This is a genomic window from Arthrobacter sp. zg-Y1110, from assembly GCF_025244865.1.
In the GTDB taxonomy this organism is placed as follows: Bacteria; Actinomycetota; Actinomycetes; order Actinomycetales; family Micrococcaceae; genus Arthrobacter_B.
The window spans coordinates 2,783,263-2,796,815 of record NZ_CP104272.1 but is presented as its reverse complement, the minus strand read 5'-3'; the positions used below and the strand labels follow the sequence as shown (position 1 = coordinate 2,796,815).

15 protein-coding genes and 1 tRNA gene are annotated in these 13,553 nt (G+C 66.8%); 8 read left to right on the top strand and 8 right to left on the bottom strand.

Annotation, left to right across the window (positions count from 1 at the left end):
• Positions 1-38: 38 nt before the first annotated feature.
• Together mshD and N2K99_RS13030 are read right to left on the bottom strand one after the other, a co-directional pair.
• A complete protein-coding gene (gene mshD, locus N2K99_RS13035; protein WP_227933028.1) occupies positions 39-1,022 on the bottom strand; it encodes a mycothiol synthase in 984 nt (327 codons plus the stop codon).
• A gap of 59 nt (positions 1,023-1,081) precedes the next feature.
• Positions 1,082-1,786, bottom strand: coding sequence for a response regulator transcription factor (locus N2K99_RS13030; RefSeq protein WP_227918812.1), 705 nt, complete (start codon positions 1,784-1,786; stop codon positions 1,082-1,084).
• Positions 1,787-1,979: 193 nt separating this feature from the next.
• On the opposite strand from N2K99_RS13030, the gene N2K99_RS13025 reads away from it, so the two are divergent.
• The 4 genes from N2K99_RS13025 (at position 1,980) to N2K99_RS13010 (ending at position 5,198) form a co-directional block, all read left to right on the top strand.
• Positions 1,980-2,672, top strand: a complete 693-nt coding sequence (locus N2K99_RS13025) for a hypothetical protein (RefSeq protein WP_227933029.1) — start codon at positions 1,980-1,982, stop codon at positions 2,670-2,672.
• A 312-nt stretch (positions 2,673-2,984) separates the two neighbouring features.
• Entirely contained in the window at positions 2,985-3,584 is a 600-nt protein-coding gene (locus tag N2K99_RS13020) for an FABP family protein (protein ID WP_227918809.1), read from the top strand.
• A gap of 61 nt (positions 3,585-3,645) precedes the next feature.
• Positions 3,646-4,737: a folate-binding protein YgfZ gene (locus N2K99_RS13015; protein WP_227918808.1), complete on the top strand. Its 1,092-nt coding sequence runs from the start codon at positions 3,646-3,648 to the stop codon at positions 4,735-4,737.
• A gap of 59 nt (positions 4,738-4,796) precedes the next feature.
• A complete protein-coding gene (locus tag N2K99_RS13010; RefSeq protein ID WP_227918806.1) occupies positions 4,797-5,198 on the top strand; it encodes an ankyrin repeat domain-containing protein in 402 nt (133 codons plus the stop codon).
• A gap of 16 nt (positions 5,199-5,214) precedes the next feature.
• Here the strand turns inward: N2K99_RS13010 and N2K99_RS13005 are convergent, their stop codons facing one another.
• From N2K99_RS13005 to N2K99_RS12985, 5 genes are all read right to left on the bottom strand, one after another.
• Positions 5,215-5,931 carry a GNAT family N-acetyltransferase gene (locus N2K99_RS13005; protein ID WP_227918804.1) on the bottom strand — a complete coding sequence of 239 codons (717 nt, stop codon included), beginning with the start codon at positions 5,929-5,931 and terminating at the stop codon, positions 5,215-5,217.
• Between the two features lie 119 nt (positions 5,932-6,050).
• The gene (locus N2K99_RS13000) at positions 6,051-7,082 is read right to left on the bottom strand and encodes a 6-phosphofructokinase (protein WP_227918801.1); all 1,032 of its coding nucleotides are present in this window, start codon (positions 7,080-7,082) and stop codon (positions 6,051-6,053) included.
• Positions 7,083-7,153: 71 nt separating this feature from the next.
• On the bottom strand, positions 7,154-7,396 hold the full coding sequence (locus N2K99_RS12995; RefSeq protein ID WP_227918799.1) for a PspC domain-containing protein: 243 nt from the start codon (positions 7,394-7,396) through the stop codon (positions 7,154-7,156).
• Positions 7,397-7,479: 83 nt separating this feature from the next.
• Positions 7,480-7,854, bottom strand: coding sequence for a hypothetical protein (locus N2K99_RS12990; protein WP_227918797.1), 375 nt, complete (start codon positions 7,852-7,854; stop codon positions 7,480-7,482).
• Positions 7,855-7,856: 2 nt separating this feature from the next.
• Complete coding sequence (locus N2K99_RS12985; RefSeq protein ID WP_227918795.1) at positions 7,857-9,365, bottom strand: PspC domain-containing protein; 1,509 nt, start codon at positions 9,363-9,365, stop codon at positions 7,857-7,859.
• A gap of 134 nt (positions 9,366-9,499) precedes the next feature.
• On the opposite strand from N2K99_RS12985, the gene N2K99_RS12980 reads away from it, so the two are divergent.
• Together N2K99_RS12980 and N2K99_RS12975 are read left to right on the top strand one after the other, a co-directional pair.
• On the top strand, positions 9,500-10,888 hold the full coding sequence (locus N2K99_RS12980; RefSeq protein ID WP_227918792.1) for an ATP-binding protein: 1,389 nt from the start codon (positions 9,500-9,502) through the stop codon (positions 10,886-10,888).
• A complete protein-coding gene (locus N2K99_RS12975; protein WP_227918790.1) occupies positions 10,885-11,547 on the top strand; it encodes a response regulator transcription factor in 663 nt (220 codons plus the stop codon). Before N2K99_RS12980 ends, N2K99_RS12975 begins: the two co-directional genes overlap by 4 nt.
• A 6-nt stretch (positions 11,548-11,553) precedes the next feature.
• Here N2K99_RS12975 and N2K99_RS12970 read toward each other — a convergent pair whose 3' ends face one another.
• Entirely contained in the window at positions 11,554-12,774 is a 1,221-nt protein-coding gene (locus N2K99_RS12970) for a pyridoxal phosphate-dependent aminotransferase (RefSeq protein WP_227918787.1), read from the bottom strand.
• Positions 12,775-13,047: 273 nt separating this feature from the next.
• On the opposite strand from N2K99_RS12970, the gene N2K99_RS12965 reads away from it, so the two are divergent.
• A tRNA-Trp gene (locus N2K99_RS12965) sits at positions 13,048-13,120 on the top strand.
• Positions 13,121-13,204: 84 nt separating this feature from the next.
• A complete protein-coding gene (secE, locus tag N2K99_RS12960) occupies positions 13,205-13,486 on the top strand; it encodes a preprotein translocase subunit SecE (RefSeq protein ID WP_227918785.1) in 282 nt (93 codons plus the stop codon).
• Positions 13,487-13,553: the final 67 nt, after the last annotated feature.

Below are 13,553 nucleotides of genomic sequence, written 5' to 3'. Positions count from 1 at the left end.
GCCTGGCCCTGCAAACAACATTACAAGCTGTACGCACCCTATGCGGGTGCGTACATCACGTCCTGGTCCCAGCGGACGAAGCCGAGCCGGCGGTACAGGGCGACGGCGGCGGTGTTGTCGGCGTCGACATACAGCATGACGGCGTCCAGTCCCGCCGCGTGCAGGTGCTGGATTCCGGCTACCGTCAGGGCTTTTCCGAGCCCCCGGCCCTGCGCCTCGGGGCTTACGCCGACCACATACACTTCGCCGATGGGCGGGTGCCCTCCGGCGCCGGGGTGGACCTTGGTCCAGTGGAATCCGAGGATTGTGCCTTCCTCGTCCACGGCCAGGAGGAATCCGGCCGGGTCAAACCAATCCTCGTCCATGCGGGCCTGCAGATCGGCAAGGCTCATGGACCCCTGCTCCGGGTGGTGGGCAAAGGCTGCGGCGTTGACGTCCAGCCAGGCGCGCTCGTCCTTGCCGGGTTCAAAGGGACGGACGGACACCCCGGCGGGGAACTGCGTTTCCGGCAGCGAGGCGTTGGACCGGCTCAGGCGCATCTTCCACAGGTCACGGACGGGACGGTAGCCGAAGCGGGCGGCGAGCTCCACGGCCGCCTCGTGGTTTCCATGCGACCAGGCAGCGGGCCGGGGATCGACGTCGGACGGGCTGTCCCGCACCGCATCCTGCACTGCGGCTGCAAGGGCCGTGCCGACGCCCTGGTTGCGGTAGTTCGGGTGTACCACCAGTTCGAGCACCCCCGGATCCTGCGGAGTTTCGGATACCAGGACGGCGACGCCGGCCAGCCATTGCCCGCTGCCGGTATCGGAATCGGAATCACTGGCATAGGTGGTGAAGACGGAGAGGGTGTCCGGGTCGGCGTCGGGGGAGCGCAGGTCCACGAGCGTCTGCTCGGACAGCGGCGGGTTGCCGTCCGAGTCCTGCGCGGCGGACGCCAGTTGCAGGATGTCGGCGAGGGCGGCGGGCTCGGGCGTGCCGCGGGTCTCGACTACGGGCCAGGCTGTCTGCGGTTCTTCACTCATGCCGAAAGCCTAGCGCGGCTGGTGCCCCTGCGCAGGGCGCGGCGCCGCGGGAGCAGCACTCAGGCGTCCTGGCTGGCGGCTGCCGTGGTTTCGGCCCGCGAGCGGGTGAACCGGTAACCGACGTTCCGCACCGTGCCGATCAGCGTCTCATGGTCCGGCCCCAGCTTGGCCCGCAGCCGCCGTACATGGACGTCGACGGTCCGGGTGCCGCCGTAGTAGTCGTAGCCCCACACCTCGTGGAGCAGCTGGTCTCGGGTGAACACGCGGCCGGGATGCTGAGCCAGGTATTTAAGGAGTTCGAACTCCTTATAGGTCAGGTTCAGGGCCGTGCCGTTCACGCGGGCGGTGTAGCTGGCCTCGTCGATGACGACGCCGGAGGCGCGGATCTCGGTGGAAGGAGCCTCGACTGTCCCGACGCCGCGGGCCGCCGCCAGGCGCAGCCGCGCTTCCAGCTCGGCCGGGCCGGCGGAATCGAGGATGACGTCGTCAGCCAGCCAGTTGGGGGCGACGGCAGCCATTCCGCCCTCCGTGAGGATAAGGAGAAGAGGCGTGCCCAGGCCCGTGGCTTTCAGCAGCTGGGTCAGGGACCGCGCGCCAACGAGATCCCTGCGGGCATCCACCAGGATGACGTCACTGGGATCGGTGTCCAACAGGGCCGTAGGTTCCGCCGGCACCACATGGACCTTATGGTTCAGGAGCTCCAGGGCGGGCAGGACGTGAACCGAGGAACCCGAGCTGTTGGTAAGAAGCAAAATGTGCGACATAGGTCCTCCGAATGTTGGGCGCACACCATCGGGCGGTTTCCTTCGCCGATCCGCTTGGCTTGAAGTGATCGAAAGTATACCCATCGAGGTAACGGGCCTGTCGTTTTTCTTCTGGACGCCGTAATAAGGCAGGATAACTAGGGTGAAACTTTGGAGCTTAGCGGTGCCGGCGGCGCTTGCCATTATCGGTATCGTGAGCGCTTCCTACCTGTCCGTGTCCGCGGTGGCCGTGATCAGCGGTCTGGCCGCCGTCCTCACCGGCGTCTGCTGGCCGCACCTGATAGGGGTGCCTGCCCGCAAGACACAGGGCGCAACCCTGGGCCTGGTAGGCGCCGGAGCAGTGGCGGCCGCGTACTTCGCGCCAGCCGCGGCCATGCTGACCTGGTTGCCGGCCGCCGTCGCCGTAGGTGTGGGAGCAGTCTTCCTGATCCAGCTGCTCCGCGGCACCGGGCAGGCGCACCGGCTCGAATCCATCGTCGGCATCATCTCAGGCGTGCTGGTTACCGCCATGGGCTCCGGCTGGGTGGCCGCTGACCGTTTGGCCGGCACCGACGGGAATCCCGCACTCCTGAGCGTGGCCGGCGGCGCCGCATTGGCAGCCGTGGCCGTGACGCTCATTCCGCTCCCGGACCGGATGGCCGCACCGCTGGGCCTGCTCGCCGGCGGCCTGACCGCAGCCCTGGTGGCCCTGGCCGTGGCCGGCGTTTCCTGGCAGGCAGCAGCTTTCAGCGGCGTGGTGATAGCCGCCGTCGTGATGGCGTTCCGCCGGCTGGCCCTTTCCCGCAACGATGCGTCCAATGCGGCGGGACGCCTGGCGCTGGGCCTGGCTCCGGTGGTTACCCTCGGATCCGTGGTCTACTTCCTCGGACGGCTCCTGGCTTTCTAAACAGCTGCGTTTCCCGAACAGCGGCGTTGGGCGGCGGCGTTTGAAACCCCGGCGGGGTTTGGCCCGCAGGTCCCTGTCATGATCGAATGGCGGGAAGGAAACTGTTCCTCCCGCGCGTTAGGATGTAGCCATGGTTGCTCTCGAAATTTTCTTTATTGCCCTGCTGGGCATCACCGGCCTCGCGATGGCCGGATTCGCTGCACTGGTTATCTCCCGCCTGTACAAGGGCCAGAAGTAAACACCGGCCAGAAGTAAACACCGGCTTCGCCCGCCGGCACCAGCCACCCGTTACATCGAAGGACAGGTTCCACCATGCCAATGGAGATCCCCACCGATCTGACCCCGGAACTGGTACCGCTGTCCTGGCTCCTCGGCACCTGGGAGGGTTCCGGACGGCTGGGTGAGGGCGAGGCTGATTCGGAGCACTTCACACAGAAGGTCACGTTCACCCAGAACGGCCTGCCGTACCTGCAGTACACAGCGGAAAGCTGGCTCACCGATGAGCAGGGCACCCGCCTGCGGCCGCTGGCCGTCGAGACCGGGTTCTGGGCCCTCGACCGCCCCCTCAACGACGCCGACGGCGGGCCCGGCCTGGTTCCGGCGGATATCGTGCCGGCGCTCCGCAGCGCTGACGAGGTCGAGGAGCTGCGCAACGACGCCGGTGGTTTCGATATCACCGCCACCATCGTGCACCCCGGAGGCATCGCTGAGCTGTATTACGGGCAGATCAAGGGACCGCAGATCCAGTTGAGCACCGATGTGGTGATGCGCGGCGTGAACTCCAAGGAATACTCCGCAGCCACCCGGATCTACGGACTGGTCAACGGCGACCTTTACTGGCGCTGGGACGTTGCCTCCGAGGGCGAGGCCCTGAAGGCCCATGCCTCGGCCATCCTGAACAAGACCTCCTAAAACAAAACCGGCAAAGCCGGCCGGAGGAATAGGCCCGAGCCGCTAGGACGTTGCACCTGATATGACGTATTCCAGCCCCCTGCTTTCCCGCCACGGCGCCGTTGAAGCCGGCGGACTCGACGCCGGTACGGCCTCGCACTACGGCGATCCGCTCCGTGAACAGCGCGACCTTGCACGCGGCAGCGCCGTCGTCGACCTTTCCTTCCGCGGCGTGGTCACCGTGTCCGGCCCCGACCGCCTCAGCTGGCTGAACACGCTGTCCTCCCAGCAGGTGGCGGATCTTCAGCCAGGCGTGAGCTCGGAGCTGCTGCTGCTCAGCGTGCAGGGTCGGATCGACTATGACGCGCGGATCATCGACGACGGCGCCACGTCCTGGCTGCTCGTCGAATCCGCTGAAGCGCCGGGCCTGACCGAGTGGCTGCAGCGCATGAAGTTCATGCTCCGGGTCGAAATCGCAGACGTCACGGACCAGTGGGCCGTGGCCGGTGCGACGGTTGAGGTGCCGCAGTGGGAGCAGTACCTGCGGTGGACCGATCCCTGGCCGCACATTGGTGCCGGCGGGTTTGCCTACACCGCCGTGCCGGAAGAGGCCCACCCCGGGCTGGAGCGGCCCTGGTACGAGTACCTGATTCCGCGGGCGGAGTTCGAGGCCGCAATGGACGCTTCCGGGCGCACCCTGGCCGGCTCCATGGCTTCCGAGGCACTGCGCATCGCCGCCTGGCGCCCACGGCTGGGAGCGGAGACGGACGAGAAAACCATCCCGCACGAGCTGGACCTGATCCGCACCGCCGTGCACCTGGCCAAGGGCTGCTACAAAGGCCAGGAAACCGTGGCGCGGGTACACAACCTGGGCCACCCGCCCCGCCGGCTGGTCTTCCTGCAGCTGGACGGTTCGCAGCACACCCTTCCGGCCGCCGGCAGCCCGGTTCTGCTGGGGGAGCGGCAGATCGGCACGCTGACCTCGGTTGGTGCCCACTACGAAATGGGCCCCGTGGGCCTGGCAGTGGTGAAGCGGTCCGTGGATCCGTCCGTGCAGCTGGTAGTGAACGACGACGGAGAGCTCTACGCCGCCGCGCAGGAACCCATCGTGGCGCCGGATGCGGGAGCCGTGGTGGGACGCGCCTCGGGCTTCCTGAAGGCACCGCGGCGCTGACCGCAAGCTTCTTTTCCGCAAAAATGACAGCCAGAAAAATCAATACCCCCAGGAGCACCATGAGCACCCCCGAATCCCGCCCCCAAATCGATGATGATGTTATCGAGCTCGCAGGCTTGGTTTTCGATGCTGCGCGTGCCGGCGATACCGAAGGGATCCGCCGCTACCTCGACGCCGGCGTGCCCGTGAACCTGACGAACGGCTCGGGAGACAACCTGCTGATGCTGGCCTCGTACCACGGCCACGCGGAGCTGACCGCCCTGCTGGTGGAACGGGGTGCGGATGTCAACACGCAGAATGACCGCGGCCAGACACCGCTTGCCGGTGCCGCGTTCAAGGGGTACGTGGAGATCTTCCGCATCCTGGCGGAAGCCGGTGCGGATCCCGATGCGGGATCGCCCACCGGGCGGGACACTGCCGGGTTCTTCAAGCGGCAGGAAATGCTGGACCTGCTCGGTTAGCGCGGGTGCGTCGCGCCTAGGCGTTCAGAGCCACGGAGGTGCGGCTGCCGGCGGGGATGAAACCGGAGCCCACTGCGGTCCTGGCGGCGCCTACGTTGTCCAGCCGGGCCCGCCACTGCGGGATCAAGCCGCCTGCCATGGCATCCTCGAGGGCCACCGAACTGATGTAGCTGCCCAGCCCGCGCAACCGGTGGCCCGGGGCGGTCAGAACGCTCATGTCCGCCAGGATTCCGTCGGTGATGCTGTATCCCGCACCTGCCACGGGACGCGGTTCGTCCTGGGTGTCATCCACCAGGACAAAGACTTCTTCCTTCTCCGCCAGGCCGGCCTCCGCCACGTCGTCCGGAGGGCAGAGCCGTTCGAGGGCGACGGCGAGGGCCGGTTCGTTGCTGACGGCAAGCTCGTCGAGCGGAATGACGCTCGGGAAAGCGTCAGCGAAAAACAGCTGCTCCGCGCCCAGGACCCGTCCGCCGTGTTCCATGGACATCTGGATCAGCCCTGAGTTGCGGGTCAGCTGCGCAGCGCTTTGGGTCCGGGCGCGGTCGGCAGCCCATTCGGGGCCGCTGAAAACCTCGGCGCCGAAAAGGCGCAGGAAGCATGCTGTGTCGGCCTGGTCCTGAACGCTGTAGATGCGTTCGCCGGTGTCCGTCTCCGCCAGGGCATTATCTGCCAAGCCCAGATGGCGGGACCAGGCCAGCTGGATAATCGCGATGGTTCCCGAGTCCAGATTCATGGTTTTCAACCTACACCGGGACAGTTGCGGCGACACAAACGCCTTGCCGCCGCAAACGGAATCCTCAGCAAATGCACAGGAACTCCCGAACCGGCAGCGGCTAGCCGAACCGGCAGCGCCTAACCGAACAGGATGGCGGCCTCGTCGTAGCGGTGCTCGGGGACCGTTTTGAGATTGCCGAGGGCCTTTTCGAAGCCCACGTGCACAATGTCCGTACCGTGCAGCGACACCATGGTTCCCCACAGGCTGTCCACCACCGAATCCACTGCAGCCATACCCAGTCGGGTGGCAAGGACCCGGTCGTAGGCCGTAGGTACACCGCCGCGCTGGATGTGGCCAAGAACCGTGGCACGGGTTTCAATGCCGGTCCGCGCTTCGATTTCCGGCGCCAGCAGTTCTCCGATGCCGCCAAGCCGCGGGCGGCCGAAACTGTCGAGGCCCCGCTCCGAGTGCGGCGTTTCCATATCAGTGGTGACGAAACCTTCGGCAACAACCACCAACGGGGCACGGCCGCGGTCTCGGGCATCGCTGACCCACTGGGCAATCTGGTCGATGCTGACCGGGTGCTCGGGAATCAGGATGGCGTGGGCACCGGCTGCCATGCCGGAGTGCAGGGCAATCCAGCCCACGTGCCGGCCCATGACTTCGGCCACCATGCAGCGGTGGTGGGATTCGCCGGTGGTCCGCAGGCGGTCGCAGGCCTCGGTGGCAATTTCCACTGCGGTATCGAACCCGAAGGTGTAATCGGTGGCGTCGAGATCGTTGTCCACGGTCTTGGGCACGCCGACAATTTTCAGGCCGGCGTCCGTGAGCCGCTGGGCGGCTGCGAGGGTGCCTTCACCGCCGATGGCGATAACGGCGTCGATCCCGAGGCGTTCCAGCGTGGCCTTGATCTTCTCCGGCCCGCCGTTCGGACCTTCAAACGGGTTGGTGCGGGACGTCCCGAGGATCGTCCCGCCCTGCTTGGAGATGCCGCGGACGCGGGAGCGGGGCAGGTCCATGATGTCGCCGTCGACCACCCCGCGCCAGCCGTCACGGAAACCAACGAACTCGATGTCCTCGTATTCCTTGATGCCTTTGAGGACGGCACCGCGGATCACGGCGTTCAGCCCGGGGCAGTCCCCTCCGCTGGTGAGGATACCGATCTTCATGTCATTACCCCTGGATCTGCTGGCTGTGGTTATGTCCTGGCTTTGATTCTAGCCAGCAGACCGGTGGAGGACTAAGCGCGGGGGCTCACCAGGCGTTGCAGGATGATGGTTCCATCCGTCTTCGGCAGCAGCAGCCATGCCACGACGTACGTGCCCAGGCCTACAAACGGCAGCAGGAAACTGAGGAGGACGCCGATCCGGACCAGGGAAACATCCCACCCGTAGGTGGCCGCGATGCCGGCGCAGACTCCGCCGACCCAGCCTCTCTGCCTTTTGATGGGGGAGGAGCGCACGATGCTGAAGAACTTTTCCATGTACTAAGCCTTATCTGATGGTGTCGAAATAGGGAAATAGGGGTGCCGGACCGGTCCGCCGATACGGTGACCGGGATCCGCCGTCAGCGGGATCGGCTCCGCTGAAGGCCGGAAAGGAACCCGCCCAGCAGGAGGGCCAGTCCCGCACCAAGGGTGAGGCAGAGGACCAGCAGGACAGGATCCACCGACAGGTTCACGGTGTTCACCAGCAGCAGGAGGACGGCGAGGACGGTCAGGACCAGGCCCCACACCACCGTGCCTACCTGCAGTGCGCGGGGCGGGACGGCAGCCGGGTTGTCATCGGTCTCCACCGCCGGTGCAGCGGAGCCGCGGGACTCCGCCGGGTCTGTTTCGGGACTGCGGGGACCCGGGTCCGGTGCCGACGGGCGGTCCGGGGCTTCGTAGCTTCCGGGTCCGTACTGGCGTCCCAGATAATCCCTCTCGTTGTCCTGTTCCATGGCTAGAGATCGCTTTCTTCAGTCGTGACGAGTACGTTGCCCGCGAGTCCGCGGACATCAATGGTGATCCGGTCTCCGTCGGCGCCGTCGTTGAGCGTGCGCTCGTCGGATGGCTGCCACAGTCCGCTGTATTCCTGCCGGTCCGACCCGTCGTTGACCTCGACATTTCCCGCAGCCATGCCGAACTTGATGGTTACCGGCGCGTCCTCGGGAACGAGGATGGCGAGGTTCCCTGCGGCGACGCTGGCCGGGACCTCGAAGTTCCCCGAAGTCTCGGTCTCGCGCAGGTCGACTGTGCCGTTGGCGGCGATCACGGTGTAGCCGCCGCCCGCCTGGGCAGCGTCCCGGGGCACCCAGTCCGCATTGCTGGCCACCAGCAGGTTGTCGTTGACCATGCTGCCCTGGGTCAGGAGGGAGGCGACGAGTGCCGCCACCGCCGCCGTGCCGATCCCGCCGGAGTGCCTGCCGACTACGCCCAGGATCACGATGCCGAGGCCCAGGACCGCAGCGGCGGCCGCCAAGGCAACGGAGACCGGTGCGCCGAGGGAAAGGACGTTGAGGTAATCCATGGCGAGGACGGTTCCGCCTGCGAGCAGGGCGGCACCGAACAGAGCCGCTGCGAAGGACCCGGGGGCTCCCGGGACGCGCTTTGCCTTGCATTCCGCGTTCCGCTGCGTTTCGGCTGCCGGTGAAGGCACCGGTCCGGACGGAACGGCAAACCCGCGGAGCGGTACGGCAGTGAAGGGAGCTGTGCCGCCGGCAGGTGCAGAACCGGCAGGGTCGGTGCCGGTGGCGGCCATGCCGGGTTTGGCAAGCGATACGGGCTTCCCGGGACCGGCTTCCGGCGCGTTGGCTCCGGCACCGGCGGGAGGAGCGAAGGCGACGGTGCTGTCCGGGTCCCCGGACGCATCCGCAGCGGCCCCATGGCCGGAAAGGTGGAACCGGCCCTTGCCCGTGGAGAACCAGTAAACGGCGGCCACACCCGCGCCGATCCAGAACAGTGTCCAGACGACGGCGCCGAACCAGCCGTCCGCGCCGAGGAAGGAAGCACCGGGACCGCCCATTCCGAGGATGGCGAAAATGAGTGCTCCGGTCATGCCGGATGTCCAGTCGCCGCGGATCGCCTCTTCGAGATGGATCCTGCCGTCCGGTTCCGGGAGCAGTGCCCAGGCGACTCCGTAAACCAGCAACCCGATGCCAAAAGCGCCGAGGACTACGAACAGGCCGCGGACAAGCACGGGGTCCAGCCCGGTGCGTGCCGCGATCCCGGTCGCGACACCGCCGAACCAGCGGTCGCCGCCGCGCGGGAGGCCGAGGGAGCGGATCCAGTTAAAGAAACCGCTGTGCAATCCGCCGGATGACGGTGCGCCGGGTCCTCCCGCAGCGGTCGCACCGGTGCTCGTGGAACCGTTGCCTGCCGCATGGCTGCCTGCAGGGGCCGGCGGGTGCTCAGCGGAAGGTCGCGCTGCGGGGCCGTGGGCCCCGGAATCAGGGGATGGGGAAGGGTTCATGCCTCCAGTCTTCTCCGGCTGCAGCGATACTGCATCAGGGACTACCCTGACCCGCCCCTGAACGGCCCCTGAAGAAAAGGGATTATTGCCGTCAGGGCCGGTGCCCGGCGGCTTCCCCGTGTTTGGATAGGTCCATGAGAGAACCCCTGGTGCGTCCCCGCGAACGGATCATTGCCGGCGTCTGCGCCGGGCTGGCCGCACACTTGGGCTGGCCCGTGAAGCTGACCCGGATCATCATGGCCGTGCTGGTGCTTGGCGCTGGAAGCGGCTTCATCCTCTACGGGTGGCTGTGGATCATGGTTCCGACCCAGGAGGAGCAGGAGAAGAAGGAACAGGTATCCGCCAACCCGCGCAGCATCGCCGAGAACTATGCAAGGCAGCTTCGGGAAGGTGCGGTCCCCGCCCCGCAGCCGGGTAAGACCGGGCACCGGGAGGTGGCGGCAGGCCTTGCCCTGCTGCTGGTGGCAGCTGCCTTTATTGCCCAGCGGTTGGGTGCCAACCTGAACTGGGGCTTGTTTATTCCGGTCGCGGCCATTGCCGGCGGTGCGGTGCTGGCATGGATGCAGCTGGACGAGAGCCGGCGGGCCGGGCTGATGAACAGTGCCGGAGCCGACCGGGCCTCGGGCATGATCCGCTTGGCGGCGGGCCTCCTGCTGGTGGTCGCCGGGGTGCTGGTGGTGGTCTCGGGTGCGGTGAGCTGGGATGTCCTGATGTCGGGGCTGTTGGCGTCCGCTGCCGTGCTGGCCGGCGTGGCACTGGTGTTCACTCCGTGGGCGATAAAGCACTGGCGGGACCTGGAAGCCGAGCGGTCGGGACGGATTCGGCAGACCGAGCGGGCCGAAATTGCGGCCCACCTGCACGATTCGGTGCTGCAGACCCTGGCCCTGATCCAGAAGCGCGCCGGCTCCGAGCAGGACGTCATCCGGCTTGCCCGCGCCCAGGAAAGGGAGCTGAGGCAATGGTTGTATTCCGACCGTGCCCGGGCCGAAGACCACCTCGTGGAATGCATGCGCCGGATTGCAGCAGAAATCGAGGACGCCTACGGCCACCCGATTGAACTGGTGGCAGTCTCGGATGCCGCACTGGATGAGCGGACCGAAGCCCTGGCCTCCGCTACGCGGGCTGCCATGCTGAACGCCGCCCAGCATGCCGGCGGCACGGTTTCGGTCTATGTTGAATGCAGGCCGGAGCAGCTCGAAGTCTTCGTGCGGGACCGCGGCTCCGGATTCGACCTGGACGCTGTGCCTGCCGACCGGATCGGCGTGCGCGGATCCATCATCGGACGGATGCAGCGTGCAGGTGGCAGTGCGGCCATCCGCAGCACCGCCGACGGCACCGAGGTCCGGCTGGTGCTGCCGCTGCCGAAAGGCACGGAAAACGGTTCCCGTGACGACGCGCCCGGCGCGGCGAACAGCACGGGTAACAGCAGCACGGGCAACGGCAGCACGGCCGACGCCGGTGCAACACAGAAGAGCCCCTCGACGGACAACCGCGTATCAAGCAACGGAGCACAACCTAAATGACGGTCCACCCCTCGCCGCCGATCGACGTCGTCGTGGTTGATGACCATGCCATCTTCCGCTCCGGCCTCCGCGCAGACCTCGACGCCCGCATCAACGTGGTGGCGGAAGCGGACAGCGTCGAAACCGCGATCGCAGCGATCACGGCCCGGCGTCCCGCCGTCGTCCTCCTCGATGTCCACCTGCCCGGCGGCAACGGCGGCGGAGGAGCGGAAGTGCTGGCGGGGTGCGCCGGGCTGCTCGGGGTGACCCGCTTCCTGGCGCTGAGCGTCTCCGATGCCGCCGAAGACGTGGTCACGGTCATCCGGGCCGGGGCCCGCGGTTACGTCACTAAGACCATTTCGGGACCGGAGATTTCCGACGCCGTCCTGCGGGTGGCCGGCGGCGACGCGGTGTTCTCGCCGCGCCTGGCGGGATTCGTGCTGGACGCCTTCGGCACGGCGAGCGTGGCCGCAGTGGATGACGAACTGGACCGCCTCTCGGCCCGTGAGCTCGAGGTCATGCGGCTGATCGCCCGCGGCTACAGCTACAAGGAGGTGGCCCGCGAGCTGTTCATTTCCGTGAAGACGGTGGAAACCCACGTCTCCTCGGTGCTGCGCAAGCTCCAGCTCTCCTCACGCCACGAGCTCACCCGCTGGGCCGCGGACCGCCGGCTGCTCTAGCAGTCCTTACCGGCCCTTGCCGAGGAAGTCCTGCAGGCGCTCCATCCCGGTGGCGAGGTCTTCGTCGCCCAGGGCATAGGAGAGGCGGAGGTAGCCCGAGGGGCCGAACGCTTCACCCGGAACCACGGCAACCTCAACGGTGTCCAGGATCAGTGCCGCGAGCTCGGCGGACGTCTGCGGCCGGACCGGGCCTTCCTTGCCCGGGAACTCGCGCCCAAGCAGGCCGCGGACGTCTGCATACGCGTAGAACGCGCCTTCGGGCATGGGGCATTCGACGCCGTCGATGGCGTTGAGGGCCGACACCATGGTGCGGCGGCGGCGGTCAAAGGCCTGCTTCATTTCATCCACGGCCGTAAGCGGTCCGGACACAGCGGCCAGGGCGGCCATCTGCGACACGTTGGACACGTTGGAGGACAGGTGGGACTGCAGGTTGGTGGCGGCCTTGATGACGTCAGCGGCGGCAATCATCCAGCCGACCCGCCAGCCGGTCATGGCGTAGGTCTTGGCGACGCCGTTCAGCACCACAACCTTGTCGCCCAGCTCAGGGGCCGCGGTGGCGATCGAGGTGAAGGGCACGCCGTCGTACGTCAGGTGCTCGTAGATTTCATCCGTGATGACCCACAGCCCGTGCTCTGCCGCCCAGCGGCCGATTTCGGCGACCTGCTCCGGGGGGTATACGGCGCCGGTGGGGTTGGACGGGGAAACGAAGAGCAGGACCTTGGTGGCCCCGGTGCGGGCGGCCTCAAGCTGCTCGACGCTCACCAGGTAGCCCTGCTCCGGGCCGGCAAAAACCTCTACCGGGACACCGCCGGCGAGCCGGATGGCCTCCGGGTACGTGGTCCAGTACGGGGTGGGAACCAGGACTTCGTCACCCGGGTTCAGCAGCGTCGCGAAGGATTCGTAGACGGCCTGCTTGCCGCCGTTGGTCACCAGGACCTGGGCGGGGTCTACGGCGTAGCCGGAGTCCCGCAGGGTCTTGGCAGCAATCGCCTTCTTGAGCTCAGGGAGCCCGCCGGCGGGGGAGTAGCGGTGGAAACGCGGCTGGCGGGCGGCGTCGACGGCGGCGTCGACAATGTAGTCCGGGGTGGGGAAATCCGGTTCGCCCGCGCCGAAACCGATCACCGGGCGCCCGGCGGCCTTTAATGCCTTGGCCTTGGCGTCCACTGCGAGGGTTGCGGACTCGGCAATGGAAGCGATGCGCTCTGAAATACGGCCGGTTGAAGACATGGGATTCCCGTCTGGTGTGTGGCGGCGGCTAACGTTTGCCGCGTCGGTCCTGCCGGACGACGGCGGCGTTCCCCAGTTTAGGCGCTTGGAATCCCCGCTGCAGGTCAGGACGGCACGCGGCGGACAGGCCCCGGTTCGACGGGACGGCAAAGTTTGCGTAGACTGGTTCTTCGGTGGTTGAGCACACCACGCTGCTTTGTGCCTTTCGATCGGGGAAATAGTCTCCGGTTCGTTACGGCTACAATGGTGGCGGTAGGGTGAGTTTTCCTCCATAGGGTAGTGGCGCAATTGGTAGCGCAGCGGTCTCCAAAACCGCAGGTTGCAGGTTCGAGTCCTGTCTGCCCTGCGCAGAACTGTCATTTCCGGCAGCTCAGCAGTCCTTCATGGAATGAGCAGTCCCAGCGCTTGCTGTGATTGTGAACCGACACAGATGAGTGAGGCGAAGGTGACCGAGACAGCTGCCAGCAGCTCCAAGGGACACCCCTCCAGCGGGCCCAAGAAGCGCGGGTTCTTCGCCGGTATAGCTCTCTTCCTGCGCCAGGTGATTGCCGAGCTGAAAAAGGTGGTCACCCCCACCCGCAAGGAACTGCTGAGGTACACGCTCGTTGTCCTCGCATTCGTGATGGTGATGATGCTTATCGTTACGGCTCTCGACTTTGCCTTTGGCAGGGGCGCACTGTGGATCTTCGGCTCGGGCGGCGGCGAAAGCTAGCCAGAGACCTAAGGTTCCGCCCGCTGGGCGTGGAACCGGAGACCATGAGCTAGTGACAAACCCGATA

What these genes read in the sequence shown, in the direction of transcription:
- N2K99_RS13000 (WP_227918801.1), bottom strand. Translation starts at nt 7,082, where the DNA reads ATGAAGATCGGTATCCTCACCAGCGGAGGGGACTGCCCCGGGCTGAAC.
- N2K99_RS13015 (WP_227918808.1), top strand. Translation starts at nt 3,646, where the DNA reads ATGACGTATTCCAGCCCCCTGCTTTCCCGCCACGGCGCCGTTGAAGCC.
- secE (WP_227918785.1), top strand. Translation starts at nt 13,205, where the DNA reads ATGAGTGAGGCGAAGGTGACCGAGACAGCTGCCAGCAGCTCCAAGGGA.
- N2K99_RS13030 (WP_227918812.1), bottom strand. Translation starts at nt 1,786, where the DNA reads ATGTCGCACATTTTGCTTCTTACCAACAGCTCGGGTTCCTCGGTTCAC.
- N2K99_RS13010 (WP_227918806.1), top strand. Translation starts at nt 4,797, where the DNA reads ATGAGCACCCCCGAATCCCGCCCCCAAATCGATGATGATGTTATCGAG.
- N2K99_RS12985 (WP_227918795.1), bottom strand. Translation starts at nt 9,365, where the DNA reads ATGAACCCTTCCCCATCCCCTGATTCCGGGGCCCACGGCCCCGCAGCG.
- N2K99_RS12980 (WP_227918792.1), top strand. Translation starts at nt 9,500, where the DNA reads ATGAGAGAACCCCTGGTGCGTCCCCGCGAACGGATCATTGCCGGCGTC.
- N2K99_RS12990 (WP_227918797.1), bottom strand. Translation starts at nt 7,854, where the DNA reads ATGGAACAGGACAACGAGAGGGATTATCTGGGACGCCAGTACGGACCC.
- N2K99_RS12970 (WP_227918787.1), bottom strand. Translation starts at nt 12,774, where the DNA reads ATGTCTTCAACCGGCCGTATTTCAGAGCGCATCGCTTCCATTGCCGAG.
- N2K99_RS13020 (WP_227918809.1), top strand. Translation starts at nt 2,985, where the DNA reads ATGCCAATGGAGATCCCCACCGATCTGACCCCGGAACTGGTACCGCTG.
- mshD (WP_227933028.1), bottom strand. Translation starts at nt 1,022, where the DNA reads ATGAGTGAAGAACCGCAGACAGCCTGGCCCGTAGTCGAGACCCGCGGC.
- N2K99_RS12995 (WP_227918799.1), bottom strand. Translation starts at nt 7,396, where the DNA reads ATGGAAAAGTTCTTCAGCATCGTGCGCTCCTCCCCCATCAAAAGGCAG.
- N2K99_RS13005 (WP_227918804.1), bottom strand. Translation starts at nt 5,931, where the DNA reads ATGAATCTGGACTCGGGAACCATCGCGATTATCCAGCTGGCCTGGTCC.
- N2K99_RS12975 (WP_227918790.1), top strand. Translation starts at nt 10,885, where the DNA reads ATGACGGTCCACCCCTCGCCGCCGATCGACGTCGTCGTGGTTGATGAC.